Here is a 14549-nt window from a genome sequence, read left to right as displayed (position 1 = left end):
AGCCACAATGGATCAGTTTGTTATCCAAGGTGGCACCACTTTAAACGGTGAAGTCACTATATCAGGAGCCAAAAATGCGGCTCTTCCTATCCTATTTGCTGCATTGCTTGCTGACGGTAAAAGCGTTTTTAGCAATGTGCCTCAATTGCGAGACATTGTTACAACCGAAGCCTTGTTGAGAACACTGGGTGCCGATGTTACTTGGCGTGGAGACTTGCTAGAAGTTAATGGCGCTACGGTTGATAAGGTCTTAGCGCCTTATGAACTGGTTAAGCAAATGCGTGCGTCAGTACTTGCCCTTGGTCCACTCCTTGCGCGCTTTGGAAAAGCTCAGGTGTCTTTGCCTGGTGGGTGTGCGATTGGCGCGAGGCCTGTAGATTTACATATCTCTGGACTCGAGAAGATGGGCGCACAGATCAGTGTTGAAAACGGTTATATCAACGCGCAAACGCCTGCTGGTAGGCGCTTACAGGGTGCTGAGATATTGATGGAAACAGTATCGGTAGGTGCCACAGAAAACCTTTTAATGGCGGCGACGCTGGCGGATGGTACAACGGTGCTTGAAAACGCGGCGCGTGAACCAGAAATCATTAACCTTGCACAGTGCTTAGTTGCAATGGGCGCTAAAATCACAGGAGCTGGGTCGAGTCGTATTGAAATCCAAGGGGTAGAATCACTCAGTGGATGCGAGCACAAGATCTTACCCGACCGTATTGAAACAGGGACATTCCTTGTGGCAGCGGCCATGAGTAAAGGTGAAGTGTTGTGTCGCAACACGGATTACTCAAGCTTGGAACCTGTGCTTGAAAAGCTGCGTCAGGCTAATGCCCTTGTTGAAGTCAATGATGACAGTATCTTCGTCAGTATGAAAGACAGAGAGCTCAAAGCCGTCAATATCAAAACAATGCCGCACCCTGGTTTTCCTACAGACATGCAGGCTCAATTTACAGCGCTTAATGTTGTCGCTAATGGCAGCGCGACCATTACAGAAACGATATTCGAAAATCGTTTTATGCACGTGCCTGAACTGCAACGTATGGGGGCAAATATTCGTCTTGAGGGCAATACCGCGATTTGTGATGAAACTAAGCACCTGTCCGGTGCGCAAGTGATGGCAACCGATTTACGTGCATCAGCAAGCCTTATTTTGACTGGCATAGTGGCTGAAGGCGAAACTGTGGTAGATCGTATTTATCATGTAGACAGAGGTTATCAAAAGATTGAAGATAAGCTCAGCCGTTTAGGGGCCAACATAAAGCGTAAGCACAATTAAAAAAAGCGAGCTTTGCTCGCTTTTTTTAATACAAGGGGGTTTCTAATTCGGCGACTTCCACCATAAAGATTAAAGTTTCTCCATTGCGATAAACTTCAAACTCCAAAGTAGTGCCTGGTTCTGTGTTGCCAATGATACGCAGTGTTTGCTGGGGATTCGTGATCCCTTTGCCTGCAACCTTAGTGACGATATCACCGTCTTTCATCCCTGCCTGCCAAGCAGGGCCGAGCGGATCGAGTTCGCTTATTCTAAGGCCCATTATGGGGGTGTATACATCCGTGATGAGTTGTCCCTCATTATCGACTGCTGAGCCAATAAATCCTAAGTACCCTCGGATTACACGGCCATCTTCAATGATTTTTGTCATGACATCTTTGGCTAAACTATAGGGGACGGCAAATGAGATCCCTTCAATATCGATGTTATATCTTGTGGTAAATTGTGCAGAAGTAATACCTACCAATACACCATTTGAATTAACCAGTGCTCCTCCTGAATTACCCACATTTACCGCTGCATCGGTTTGTAGCAAGCTGTTATACTGACTGTCAGTGAGTGACTGTTTACCTGTTGCACTGATAATGCCCTGCGTAATCGTTTGGCCCAAGTTGAGGGGATTACCTATGGCTAGCACTACATCGCCGACTCTGGGTGATATAGCGTCGTTGACTGGAATCACAGGCAGATGCTCTTCGTTCACTTTTAAAACGGCTAGATCTGTGATGGTATCAAAGCCAATGAGCACGCCATAGTATTGCCTGCCATCAGGCAACAAGACCATGATTTGATCCGCATTATTAATGACATGGTAGTTAGTAAGAATATAGCCATCAGACGTCATGATGACACCCGAACCAAGTTCTTGAATACGATTTTGTCGCTTGAATCGGGGCACTTGGCTAAAGCTTTCTGAGAAAATCGTGACAACGGCTGGGGCGGCCTTACTCACACCATTGGCAAAGCTCATTTGTTGCACGGTATATGGCACATTGAGGTTACCCGCCTTGGTCCTAAATTCGGGTGTTAACCATAAGATCAATAGAGCGATGACAAGCCCAACGGCAATGGGGGGCAACACGGTTCTGATTATTTGAAGCACAGGTTATTATTATTCACGTTTATTTGCTATGAAAGACATGATGACACAAAACAACGCAGCGACAAGTGCCGCTGCGTAGATCTTGGTGATTTTTTTGAATTGATTACTGAATTAGATAGAACACGGAGTCTCTACCGCGTTTAATGCCTAATACAATGTTCCCTTGAATATCATCAATCAGGCGCTTCATCTCTCTCACAGTTGTCACTCTTTGTCGATTGACCTGCATAATGACATCACCTTCTTGCAGACCAACACGTGCTGCCGGTGAGCGTTCTTCCACACTGACTACAACGATCCCTTGATTGCCATTGCGTTCGCTACTTTCTAGCACAGCGCCTCGTAAACTTGGATGTATACGATCCGCTTGTGCTTGACGCTCATTTTGGCCCTGAAGTTTAACATCTAGGGTGCGGTTTCTGCCGTCGCGGTGAATACTAACTTCTATTTCTCGGCCTTCGCCTAACGTGGCGATCTTACCGCGTAGCTCTTCAAAGCTTTCGATTTTGTCACCATCAATGCGCGTGATTACATCATTTGCTTTAATGCCTGCCTCAGCGGCAGCAGAATCAGGTGTTACCTCTTGAACGAATACGCCCTGTTTTACATCAAACCCTTGGGCTTCAGCCAGTCCTGCATTGAGCGTACGACCGACGATACCTAGAGAACCACGGCGTACTTGACCGTACTCTATAATTTGGTCGACAAGGTTCTTCATCATGTTCGAAGGGATTGCAAAGCCAATGCCTACGTTACCGCCAGAAGCACCTAAAATGGCGGTGTTTATACCAATTAATTCACCATGTAAATTAACTAAAGCGCCACCAGAGTTACCCTGATTTATTGCCGCATCCGTTTGGATGAAATCTTCGTACCCTTCGATATTCAAGCCACTGCGTCCTAACGCACTGACAATACCTGATGTAACAGTGTGACTTAAACCAAATGGGTTACCGATAGCAACTGAAAAATCACCCACTCGTAATTTGTCTGAATCGGCTAGTTTGACTTCCGTTAGGTCGTCATTATCGATTTGCAACAACGCGACATCTGACTCTTTGTCTGCGCCAATGAGTTTTGCTTTAAATTCTCTGCCGTCTTTAAGTGTCACGACAATGTTATCAGCCTCGTCGATAACATGATTGTTTGTCACTACGTACCCTTCATCAGCATCAATAATGACACCAGAGCCTAAGCCACTGAATGGTCTTTTCTGTGTTCTTGGGGCAGGATTGCCAAAGAAAAAGTCAAACGGATCAACACGGCGGCGCACTTCTTTCGCGCCAGAAACTTGGATGCTCACGACACCGGGTGTTACGCGCTCTAACATTGGCGCTAAGGTCGGAAGTTGCTGTCCGTCAACCGCAACAGGTAGCTTTGCTTCGGAAGTGTTTGGTAGCAAAAGCATACTGGAAGATAAAAGCGCTGCGGATAATAAAGTTAATTTTAATCTCATAGTCTGGAAACTCTCCTAAATTACAGCGTTGATTCATCCTTAGCGATAAAGTAGATAAAAAATAGATAGTTACCATTTACCTGTACAATACACTAAGGTGATTTAGTCCCTGAGCAGAAAAATGCCTGCTCAATGATTCAGTAATTATTTCTACAGACTATGAGGTCAAAAAAAAGTTCATTAAGGGGTTTTTAATTGCTCGCTTTTTGAACGATTGTCGGTAAATAACCCACTCTCACCTTCAGCGTAATCCACAGGTGGATTCGTGTATGTGGATTCATCGCTGCGGCGCTTTTCAGGGCGTGCTCGCAAAGACGCTTGTAATTGCTCTGTTGTTTCCTTAGAGAAAAATGGCTCGCTCGGCTTTTGGTTCTTTTCCTCAATCAATAACTGGTTAGTGTCTTCAACGTGTTGCAGTAACTGACTGTAATTGTCTTGCATCTTGCCTACTAGCTTTTTGGTGCTCGCTAAATGATCCGCAACATCTTGACGGTATTGCTCTAAATTTTGCTCTGCTTGCTTCGCTTGTTGCTCGATTTCTTCGTGTTTAAATTGTTTTTTAGTGAATAGTGAACCTAAGAAAAACGCACTGATCGCCACGATGATCAATAAGCCCAACCATGCGATTGTTGTCATACTTACTCCTGTATAAGGTGAAAGCCACCTGTTTTAATATGCTAAAAATACCATCTATCGATAGCTTAAATATACGCTGAGTTTGGATGCGTGTTAATATACTCGGCAAAGAAAACTGCTCAGTTCAATAAAAAATATGATGACGCCTTGGGAAAAGTATCAACAAGATCTTAAAAGAGATGACTTTCAATACGACAGTGCGCAAGAAAATGCAGTAAAGCATTTACAGCGCTTATATGACGATTTAATTGCTCAACCAGCTGAACCAAAAGGCTTTTTTGCAAAGCTGTTTGGGAACAAGCAAGTGGAGCCAGTGAAAGGGTTATATTTTTGGGGTGGCGTTGGCAGAGGGAAAACATATTTAGTTGATACTTTTTATGAAGCACTTCCGGGTGAACGAAAAATGCGTGTGCATTTTCACCGTTTTATGCATCGTGTACATGATGAGCTGAAAAAACTCAATGAAGTTAAAAATCCACTCAATGTGGTGGCTGACATTTTTAAAGCCGAAACGGATATTATTTGTTTTGACGAATTCTTTGTACAAGATATTACCGATGCCATGTTGTTAGGCGGGTTGATGGAAGCGCTATTTGAACGCGGTATTGTGTTGGTCGCGACGTCGAATATTATTCCGGATGAGCTTTATCGCAATGGCTTACAAAGGGCGCGATTCCTACCTGCGATAGCGTTGGTTAAAGCCAATACTGAAGTTGTTAATGTGGACTCAGGTATTGACTATCGGTTGCGTACGTTGGAATCTGCTGAAATATTTCATAGCCCACTGGACGAACAAGCGGATCACAACTTGTTTGAGTACTTTGATAAATTGTCGCCAGAGCCAGGTGTATTAGATGCTGAAATTGAGATCGAAGGGCGAATGATCAAAACACGTAAAGTGTCAGACTGCATTGCCATGTTTGATTTTACACAGCTATGTGAAACTGCGCGCTCGCAAGTTGATTATATGGAGATAAGTCGCCTTTATAACACGGTCATTTTGTCAAACGTCAAGCAAATGGGGCAATCAAATGATGATGCCGCACGTCGATTTATTGCCTTGGTCGATGAGTTTTACGAGCGGAATGTCACTTTGATCATTTCTTGTGAAGCACCAATCAATGACATTTATACACAAGGCACATTAAACTTTGAATTCAAACGTTGTATCAGTCGCTTACAAGAGATGCAGTCACTCGAATACCTATCCCGAGAGCACCTAGCTTAACCAAATAAGATTTCTGACGGAAAAATCAGCCATGTGCTGGTTTTTCCTAACTACCCTTGCTATAATCCGCGGCCTGCCACGTTGCGTTCTATAGCCCTCGTCGGCTTAGCCACCGACTTGAGGGGCAAAAAAGTCTTAAACTCGAAGGGGTTGAAGCACCATTAGTAGAGCGGTAGTCCTCTGACTACCTGTGGTTTTAACTGAAACTTTGGATTTTATAAATGAAAACGTTTGTTGCTAAACCAGAAACTGTAAAACGTGACTGGTACGTAGTTGACGCTGAAGGTAAAACTTTAGGTCGTATTGCTACTGAAATCGCTGCTCGCCTTCGCGGTAAGCATAAGGCTGAGTACACTCCACATGTTGACACTGGTGATTACATCATCGTTATCAACGCTGAGAAAGTTACTGTAACTGGTAACAAAGCTCAGCAAAAAATGTACTACGCTCACTCTGGTTACCCAGGTGGTCTTAAGTCTGTTAACTTCGAAAAACTTCAAGCTAAAAAGCCTGAAATGATCATCGAAAAAGCAGTTAAAGGCATGTTACCTCGCGGTCCTCTAGGTCGTGAAATGTTCCGTAAACTTAAAGTTTACGCTGGTAACGAGCATAACCATGCGGCACAACAGCCTCAGGTTCTAGACATTTAAGGAGCACTATCATGGCAAATCAATACTACGGTACAGGTCGTCGTAAAAGTTCAAGTGCTCGCGTATTCTTACGCCCAGGCACTGGCAACATCGTAATTAATCAACGTTCTATCGAAGAATACTTCGGTCGTGAAACTTCTCGCATGGTTGTTCGTCAGCCATTAGAGCTAGTTGAACTTACTGAGAAGTTTGACCTATACATCACTGTTGAAGGTGGTGGTATGACTGGTCAAGCTGGCGCAATCCGCCACGGTATCACTCGTGCACTTATGGAGTTTGACGAGTCACTACGTCCAACTCTACGTAAAGCTGGCTTCGTTACTCGTGACGCTCGTCGCGTTGAACGTAAGAAAGTTGGTCTTAAGAAAGCACGTAAGAAGACACAGTTCTCAAAACGTTAATTTATTACGTTTCAGAATTTGCAAAAACCCAGCCTTGTGCTGGGTTTTTTGTTTTTGAGTATTCGGTATTACCGAATACTCAAACTTTTTACACCTGTTTGTTTCCACTCAACTTAATAAACTTTCAAAAAACTCTAAAAATTAATGTAATTGAACGTTTAATCATCAAATTCTTTGCTACACTTGCATGGCAAGTAAATTATTCGCGATTTAGACTGATTAATTTTCTGTTGATTTAGGCAGAGGTTGATCTTGGTCAGAGAATCGTTGCATAAGACGTCATATCATAACCTGTCGTTTCTAATTTTAGTTGTTATTTGAAGCAATTATCGCTTTGAGAACACCTGAAGTGGAATAGTAATAACCCTGTAGAGTATAGGGCTTTTACTTATGATCGCGTCTATTTTGAAATATCTTAAATTAACCTGCTGTAACTGATGTTCTCAATATAGCAAGTGTTGAGGATCATAGTGGAGATAAGTGGATGAGCAATGCGCCTGTAGACAACAGCCGACGTCGCTTTTTAACTATCGCTACCTCTGTTGTAGGTGGCGTTGGTGCGGCTGGAGCTGCTGTTCCTTTTATTGCGTCTTGGAATCCAAGTGAGCGTGCTAAATCTGCAGGGGCTCCTGTAGAAGTGGACATTAGCAAACTTGAGCCTGGACAATTAATTCGTGTTGAGTGGCGAGGTAAGCCTGTATGGGTTATTTATCGCACCCCAAAAATGTTAGAACAAATGAAACAACACGAAGATCAACTTCGTGACCCCAATTCCGATGAAGCGCAACAGCTTGAATCGGCAAAGAATAGTTACCGCTCAAAGCGTGAAGAGATATTTGTCGCAGTTGGGATTTGTACCCACTTAGGTTGCTCTCCAACGTTCATGAATGGCGGCTTTGGTGAAAAAGTTGAGGGCACAGCGGATGGTTTCTTCTGCCCGTGTCACGGTTCTAAATTTGATATGGCTGGACGCGTTTTCCAAAACGTACCAGCACCGTTAAACCTGGAGATCCCGCCGTACGTCTTCCTAGATGACACCACTATCTTGGTGGGTGAAGAAGAAGGGGTGGCGTAATGACTAGCAAATACGAAGAACAAACCACTATGGGCGACAATACCGAAGCTAAATCGGGTGGCGTCGTGAGCTCTGTGGTGAACTGGATTGATGACAGAATCCCGATGACTCGGGTCTGGAACATGCATATCGCACAGTACCCAGCACCTAAAAACTTTAACTTTTGGTACCTTTTTGGTTCATTGGCCATTTTAGTATTGGTCAATCAAATAGTGACAGGTATTTGGTTGACGATGAACTTTGTGCCTTCAGCTGAGGGGGCGTTTGCTTCAGTTGAATACATCATGCGTGATGTTGAATATGGCTGGTTATTACGTTATCTCCACTCTACGGGTGCATCTGCATTCTTTGTTGTCGTTTACCTACATATGTTTCGAGGAATGATATACGGCTCATATCAAAAACCAAGAGAGCTACTGTGGTTATTTGGTATGTTGATCTTCCTTGCGTTGATGGCTGAAGCGTTTATGGGTTACTTATTACCTTGGGGGCAGATGTCATTTTGGGGTGCGCAGGTAATCATTTCGTTATTCGGTGCTATCCCCGTAATTGGTGAAGACTTAACACAATGGATCCGTGGTGATTACGTTATCTCCGGTGCAACTCTAAACCGTTTCTTTGCTTTGCATGTTATCGCACTGCCATTGGTATTAGTGATTCTCGTTTTCCTACACATTGTAGCGCTACACGAAGTGGGTTCGAATAACCCAGACGGCATTGAGATTAAGCGCAAAAAAGGGTCTGTTGCAGAAGAAGATAAGCCCAAATTTAAGTTCCATGAATACTATACCAACAAAAAAGATGTGGTTGATGCTATTCCATTCCACCCTTACTACACCGTGAAAGATGTGCTGGGTGTTGCAGGATTCCTAATTCTGTTTTGCTGGGTGGTGTTCTTTATGCCTGAAATGAATGGTTTCTTCTTAGAGGCACCAAACTTTGAGGCGGCAAACCCGCTTAAAACACCTGAGCATATTTTCCCTGTTTGGTATTTTACACCTTTCTATGCGATTTTACGCGCTATTCCTGATAAACTAGCGGGCGTAGTGGCGATGGGCGCTTCGATTGTCATGTTGGCACTGTTACCATGGCTAGACAGAGGTAAAGTTCGCTCAATCCGTTATCGCAGCATTTGGCACAAATTGAATATAGCTCAGTTTGTTGTGACCTTCTTAATCTTAGGATGGGCAGGTGCAACACCACAGACGGTATTTTCGACGATTTTGTCTCAGATCTGTACTGTGACGTATTTCATGTTCTTTGTATTACTTTATGTATATTCCAAGAACGAAGTAACAAAGCCACTACCAACGAGGTTGACGAAATGATGAAAAAGCTATTGATCGGTTTATTCGCATTATTGCCAACCTTTGCAATGGCAGCAGGTCCATCAATGCCATTGATGGATGCTAACATTGACTTAAGGGATAATGCTTCATTACAGCGTGGCGCCAAACTGTTTATGAACTACTGTTTGGGTTGTCACCAGATGCAGTACCAGCGTTACGAGCGTACGTTTCGTGATATTGGTATCCCAGTAGAAATAGGTAAAGAGACATTAATTTTTGATGACTCTAAAGTGGGTTCGCATATTCTTAATGCTATGTCTAAAGAGGATGCTGCGAAATGGTTTGGTGCTGCGCCGCCTGACTTAACGCTGATATCTCGCGTTAAATCGCCAGATTACATTTACACCTACTTAAAGTCATTCTACAAAGATGAGTCTCGACCTTTTGGTGTGAATAATGTTGTATTTCCACTTGTGGGGATGCCTCACGTTCTTCAGGAACTACAGGGGCTACCAATGCCGATCACTGAAGAAGTGGTTGAAGGTGGTGAAACTGTAACCAAAGTTGTGGGTGTTGAAACTGACGGCTCCGGTGAGATGAGTGACGATGAATACGACCAAGCGGCAAGAGACCTTACAAACTTTTTAGCGTATGTGGGTGAACCTTCGCGACTAGAATCTGAGGCAATAGGTATCAAAGTGCTCGGATTCTTGGTAATCTTCTTCATCTTAGCTTTCTTCTTGAAGAAAGAGTACTGGAGAGACGTTCATTAACTTGAACACTCAATGGTGATTTTAGGTAATAGGGGCTTATGCCCCTATTGCTGTTTAAAGTGATTTGATTACTTTGTGATTATTTTATGGAGGTAGGCATGGCCGTAGCTGCCAACAAGCGCCCAGTTATGACTCTTTTTTCTGGTGCAAACTGTATGTATAGCCATCAGGTTCGTATCGTTTTAGCAGAAAAAGGTGTAAGCGTTGATATTCATCTGGCTGAAAAGGACAACTTGCCAGAAGCGCTACACGAAATTAACCCATATGGTACAGTACCAACCTTGATCGACCGTGAACTAGGTTTGTACCAAGCAAATATCATTATGGAATATTTGGATGAGCGTTTCCCGCATCCACCGTTAATGCCAGTATACCCAGTAATGCGTGGCCGCAGCCGTTTGATGATGCACCGCATTGAAAGCGATTGGTATAGCCTTGCTGAGAGAATTATGACTGGAAATGATGCTGACAGTGCTCGTAAAGAGTTAACAGAAGCATTACTTGCTGTAGCGCCTATCTTTGGTGAAGCGCCTTACTTTATGAGTGAAGAGTTTAGCCTTGTTGATTGCTTCATGGCACCGCTTTTATGGCGTTTGCCTCAGCTAGGCATTGAGCTAACTGGCAGTGGTGCAAGTGAATTGAAAGATTATATGTTGCGTTTATTTGAGCGTGAGTCTTTCCAAGCATCACTTACAGATATCGAGCGCGAGATCCGCAGCTAATGACGTCGAATCGACCTTATTTGCTTAGGGCGTTTTACGATTGGATTGTGGATAATCAATGTACACCGCACATTGTCGTCAATGCAAATTATCCGCAAGTTCAAGTCCCAGTACAGTTTGTTCAAGACGGGCAAATTGTACTGAATGTGAGTCCAAGTGCCGCCAATAACTTTCTGATGGACAAAGAAGCGTTGAGTTTTAGCGCTCGTTTCTCAGGGCAGCCTATGCAGGTATATGTGCCTGTTGGCGCAGTGCTAGCGATCTACGCAAGAGAAAACGGTGAGGGTACAATCTTTTCTGAGTCAAATGTGGAAGATGAGTACACACAAGACGCTGAGGAAGTTGAGCTGGAAACCACCGAGGAAGAGCCAACCGTTTCACAGCCAAAAGCGCCAAGCTCTAGCGAAGAGAAGCCCAAAAAGGGCGCTCACTTACGCGTAATAAAATAATAAAAAACCTGCTAATGCAGGTTTTTTCTTTTAAAACGGAACATCTATTTTATAGATACTCGAATGCTTTGATAACTCTTTCAACGCCATGAATATTTCGCGCGATATCTACCGCTTTCTCAGCCTCATCTTTATCAACCATCCCCATTAAGAAGACTTCAGCATTTTCTGTAATGACTTTGATATTACTGCCATTGACGTTGTCATTGGCGAGGAGTTGTGTTTTCACCTTAGAAGTTAACCAAGTGTCGTGAGTTTGCGTCGATAGACCAATGTTACTGCCAATTCTGATTTGGTTTAGTAAGCGTTTTACACCCATGACTTTGTTAACGGCATTATTTGCTTCTGAGCGCATTTCGGTATTGGCGACTTGTCCAGTTAGTAGCACGGTGCCATTCACACTGACGACATTTATATTTGCATGTTTGGCTAAACGCGGGATCTGCTTTAGTGCCAATGTAGCTTTTATTTCTATGCTGTTGTCATCGATCTGAGAGCCGATCGTGCGTCTGTCGTTTGCTGCTGAGACGGCACCAGCGGTGCCTGCAACGACAGCAACGGCGCAGCCTTGGATAAGTAAAATAGCGCAAAGTAACAAGATGGTTCTAAAATGCATACTAATCATCCTGAGGGAAAAGAATATTATCAATAAGCTGGCTAAGGCAATGTATGGTAAACAAGTGAGATTCCAAAATACGACTCGCACGTTTACTTGGCATACGAATTTCGACATCGTTGGGGCCCAGTAGACCAGTTAACTCTCCGCCATCATTACCCGTTAACGCGATGATCTTTAAGTCTTTCGTGAGTGCTGATTCAACGGCACTAATGACTTCTTTTTCATTTCCGTTTACGGCAATTGCAAACAGAAGATCACCTTCTTGTGCGACAGCTCTAATTTGTCTTGCAAAGAGCTCGTGGTGCGCATTAGGTACTTGACCACTTAAGTTTATGTTTGATTGACTCAGCGTCAGAGCTGGCAAACATGGGCGCTCTGTTTCATAGAAATTGATAAGTAAACTGGCAAAATGCTCAGCGAGCATATGGCTACTTGGTACACCGCAACATATTAACTTATTACCATTAATTAAAGTTTGCGATATCACGTAAGCAGCGGTTTCTAATTGCTCTGCGACAGCTTCTCCGGCTGCGATCTGTGCCTGAATACTCTCGGTAAAGATGGCCTTGATAGATTCTTGCATATTAAAAAACGTTCTTTATCCATTGTATAGCGTGGGGACTATCCCCCTGTATTGCAACAAAGTCTACGCGTAGAGCACGATTATGCAAGGCATAATCTTGAGTATATTGATAAATACTGCGCCTTAAACACTGTTGCTTTTTAGCCGATAATGCATTGACCGCACCACCGTAGGCTGTACTTTTTCTAAATTTCACTTCAACAAACACCCAAGTCTGCGCTTCTTGCATAATGAGGTCAATCTCCCCAAAACGGCACAGGTAATTGCGAGTGACAGGTCTAAGACCTTGCTTTATCAGATATTGTTCCGCAATGACTTCGTAGTGCTGACCTTTTTCACGGGTATTGCCAAATAGTCCTTTTAGCATAAAAGTTCCTTTTTTCTTCTCCTTTGCTCAGCAACACCGCCCTTTTATTGCTCCGCATGTTGCATAAACAACGGGGTCGGTGGGCGTTCATCTAAGCTAACTAAGCGAATTCGGTTTTTGTGATACTGTGCCCAAATTAATTTTCTGTGTATTTGATTTGCTTCTTTGATGCTGAGTGCACCTGTGAGACCTTCGAACTCTTTTCCAGGTATCTTATTAAGTTGTTTAAGCTCTGGTATCAAGTTTACTGCATCGTACGCCATGGCAAATAAGCGTTGCTCTATATCAGCTTGTTCTGGCCAAAGGCGAGAGTAGGTATCTCTTAAATTTCGTTCATTAATCGCATCGGGCAGCATCCAGGGTAACTCAGTGAAGTATAGGCCTTCCAGATCCCCTTTATCTGTTTTATCGATTTGTTTACTGTAACTACGAGAGCTTGCATAAAGGGGAATACGCTCAGCAAAGGTGCTGACGTTAACATCCAAATATGGTTTTAGCAGCCTCGTTTCTATTGCATCGCCCAAAATGTATATGGCGTCTAAATCACGTCTTGAGCGCGTTTCACTTTCAACTTCACTGCGAAATAGGTTTCTGACCTCTTTGATTCGCGTTTTTGAGCCGTCGACTTCTAACAGTTCAGTGATCACTTTTACCATGTCTTCGCTGTTTGAGTAAAAGCCAACTTCAGGATGGGTGTCACTAAAGCCTTGCCACTGTTGGTTGAAGTGTGCAATTAGACGCTGCCCTGAGGGCGTATCAGGCGCAAGAATCATTGGTTTCTGATAGCCTTTTGCTAAAAAATGAACCATGGCTTGTTCGACTTCATGCTCAGGATTAAGTGCAAAGTAAAAGTGTTCAGAGTGCACGCGCTGAGCCTCTGATTCATCAATTTCATTCAAGAAGATAGCTGGAGAGTTGGCTACATAACTGCTGCTTTTCACCTTGATAACATTAGACTTTAGTAATGGCCCAATAATAAAATCAGCTTGGATTTTTTGCAGGCTTCTTTCAATTAACTCGGGACTGTCCATCTCGTCAATAAAGTAGATCTCTGATATTTTGCTTCTGTCCATTGCAGCCAGAAAACCATTTTTCAATGCCGCGCCAAGGCGTTCACTACTACCCGATTGCGGAAGCAAAATGGCTAGCTTAGTAGCCTGGTATGGTGCTAAGTCGATGTCTGATTTAACTTTTGTTGGAATAATGAAGCTACCAGGGTGGTTTTTATAACGACGTTGCCAGTTATTCATTGCTTGATGCAATTGCACGGTTGAACCGAGGTAAACCTGATGATACTTAGCGAGTTTAACCCAACCTTGTTGGATGACAGAGCCGCGGTCAAAACGTTCTAATGCATAGGATGAAAGTTGTTGTAATGCGACCCAAACCTCGCTATCCAGTCCTGCTATCGCAAGCTTGTTTTGCTGAGCGATATCAGCGCTTTTAAAATAATGAACGAGCGCTTTTTTGGGTAAATTTTGTGAGGCATAAATACTACCAGTGAGATATTGATGCCATGCTTTATGCTCTGGGAGCTTTAATTTCTGGGCAACACTTTGCAGTATTTCGTGGGCACTTTCGTATTTTTGAAGTTCTTTACGAGCTAAGGCTATATACAGCTTGTTTTGTACATGATCGACACTGGCTTTAGACTCAAGCTCGCTACAAGCTTGCTCTAGGACTTGCCAGTTACGTTCAGTTATCGCTGCTTCGCGTGCATTGTAAAGTAGCTGAATACGCGCTGCACCGTCTTTTTCAAGGGCTTTTGTATAGAGTGCCGCAGCATCTAAATCTTGTACAATTTGAGGGGGGTTAAGCTGTGATTGTGCGTTTGTAGGTGGTTGAGTGCTATTAGGGGTTGTGCCACAGGCAGATAACCCCGACAATATGGCCATAATTAGACTTATTTTTTTCAGTTGCACGCGTATA

16 protein-coding genes are annotated in these 14549 nt (G+C 43.5%); 9 read left to right on the top strand and 7 right to left on the bottom strand.

All coding sequences use genetic code 11. The features are described from left to right. The first annotated feature begins 7 nt into the window (after positions 1 to 7). The gene (murA, locus tag A7985_RS17600; RefSeq protein WP_065791720.1) at positions 8 to 1273 is read left to right on the top strand and encodes a UDP-N-acetylglucosamine 1-carboxyvinyltransferase; all 1266 of its coding nucleotides are present in this window, start codon (positions 8 to 10) and stop codon (positions 1271 to 1273) included. Between the two features lie 25 nt (positions 1274 to 1298). Here the strand turns inward: murA and A7985_RS17595 are convergent, their stop codons facing one another. The 3 genes from A7985_RS17595 to A7985_RS17585 all read right to left on the bottom strand — a co-directional run bounded on the left by A7985_RS17595 (position 1299) and on the right by A7985_RS17585 (position 4464). Then, a complete protein-coding gene (locus tag A7985_RS17595; RefSeq protein WP_247684746.1) occupies positions 1299 to 2240 on the bottom strand; it encodes a trypsin-like peptidase domain-containing protein in 942 nt (313 codons plus the stop codon). Positions 2241 to 2475: 235 nt separating this feature from the next. Further along, positions 2476 to 3828 carry a DegQ family serine endoprotease gene (locus tag A7985_RS17590; protein WP_065791718.1) on the bottom strand — a complete coding sequence of 451 codons (1353 nt, stop codon included), beginning with the start codon at positions 3826 to 3828 and terminating at the stop codon, positions 2476 to 2478. 180 nt (positions 3829 to 4008) lie between these two features. After that, the gene (locus A7985_RS17585) at positions 4009 to 4464 is read right to left on the bottom strand and encodes a YhcB family protein (protein ID WP_065791717.1); all 456 of its coding nucleotides are present in this window, start codon (positions 4462 to 4464) and stop codon (positions 4009 to 4011) included. 139 nt (positions 4465 to 4603) lie between these two features. On the opposite strand from A7985_RS17585, the gene zapE reads away from it, so the two are divergent. From zapE to A7985_RS17545, 8 genes are all read left to right on the top strand, one after another. Beyond that, positions 4604 to 5692 (top strand): cell division protein ZapE, encoded by a 1089-nt coding sequence (gene zapE, locus A7985_RS17580; RefSeq protein ID WP_065791807.1) that lies wholly within the window; start codon positions 4604 to 4606, stop codon positions 5690 to 5692. Positions 5693 to 5913: 221 nt separating this feature from the next. Further along, a complete protein-coding gene (gene rplM / locus A7985_RS17575; RefSeq protein WP_023397225.1) occupies positions 5914 to 6342 on the top strand; it encodes a 50S ribosomal protein L13 in 429 nt (142 codons plus the stop codon). An 8-nt stretch (positions 6343 to 6350) separates the two neighbouring features. Further along, entirely contained in the window at positions 6351 to 6743 is a 393-nt protein-coding gene (gene rpsI, locus A7985_RS17570) for a 30S ribosomal protein S9 (protein ID WP_141685394.1), read from the top strand. A gap of 484 nt (positions 6744 to 7227) precedes the next feature. Next, positions 7228 to 7818 (top strand): ubiquinol-cytochrome c reductase iron-sulfur subunit, encoded by a 591-nt coding sequence (gene petA, locus A7985_RS17565; protein ID WP_065791716.1) that lies wholly within the window; start codon positions 7228 to 7230, stop codon positions 7816 to 7818. A gap of 29 nt (positions 7819 to 7847) precedes the next feature. Next, positions 7848 to 9146, top strand: a complete 1299-nt coding sequence (locus A7985_RS17560) for a cytochrome b (RefSeq protein WP_065791806.1) — start codon at positions 7848 to 7850, stop codon at positions 9144 to 9146. Beyond that, positions 9143 to 9880 carry a cytochrome c1 gene (locus A7985_RS17555; RefSeq protein WP_065791715.1) on the top strand — a complete coding sequence of 246 codons (738 nt, stop codon included), beginning with the start codon at positions 9143 to 9145 and terminating at the stop codon, positions 9878 to 9880. Before A7985_RS17560 ends, A7985_RS17555 begins: the two co-directional genes overlap by 4 nt. A 98-nt stretch (positions 9881 to 9978) precedes the next feature. Further along, positions 9979 to 10602 (top strand): stringent starvation protein SspA, encoded by a 624-nt coding sequence (gene sspA / locus A7985_RS17550; RefSeq protein ID WP_065791714.1) that lies wholly within the window; start codon positions 9979 to 9981, stop codon positions 10600 to 10602. Next, positions 10602 to 11051 (top strand): ClpXP protease specificity-enhancing factor, encoded by a 450-nt coding sequence (locus A7985_RS17545; protein WP_065791713.1) that lies wholly within the window; start codon positions 10602 to 10604, stop codon positions 11049 to 11051. Before sspA ends, A7985_RS17545 begins: the two co-directional genes overlap by 1 nt. 49 nt (positions 11052 to 11100) lie before the next feature. On the opposite strand, the gene dolP is transcribed toward A7985_RS17545, so the two are convergent. Genes dolP through A7985_RS17525 form a run of 4 tightly spaced genes read right to left on the bottom strand, consistent with a single transcriptional unit; the run spans position 11101 to position 14542 of the window. Beyond that, the gene (gene dolP, locus A7985_RS17540; protein WP_065791712.1) at positions 11101 to 11667 is read right to left on the bottom strand and encodes a division/outer membrane stress-associated lipid-binding lipoprotein; all 567 of its coding nucleotides are present in this window, start codon (positions 11665 to 11667) and stop codon (positions 11101 to 11103) included. Position 11668: 1 nt separating this feature from the next. Beyond that, positions 11669 to 12253 carry an SIS domain-containing protein gene (locus A7985_RS17535; RefSeq protein ID WP_065791711.1) on the bottom strand — a complete coding sequence of 195 codons (585 nt, stop codon included), beginning with the start codon at positions 12251 to 12253 and terminating at the stop codon, positions 11669 to 11671. 1 nt (position 12254) lies between these two features. Further along, positions 12255 to 12620, bottom strand: a complete 366-nt coding sequence (locus A7985_RS17530) for a YraN family protein (protein WP_065791710.1) — start codon at positions 12618 to 12620, stop codon at positions 12255 to 12257. Positions 12621 to 12664: 44 nt separating this feature from the next. After that, positions 12665 to 14542, bottom strand: a complete 1878-nt coding sequence (locus A7985_RS17525) for a penicillin-binding protein activator (RefSeq protein ID WP_065791805.1) — start codon at positions 14540 to 14542, stop codon at positions 12665 to 12667. Between the last annotated feature and the right edge of the window lie 7 nt (positions 14543 to 14549).

The sequence above is a fragment of the Pseudoalteromonas luteoviolacea genome, from assembly GCF_001696455.1.
Classification (GTDB): Bacteria; Pseudomonadota; Gammaproteobacteria; order Enterobacterales; family Alteromonadaceae; genus Pseudoalteromonas; species Pseudoalteromonas luteoviolacea_C.
This window is presented reverse-complemented; position numbering and strand designations above follow the sequence as displayed.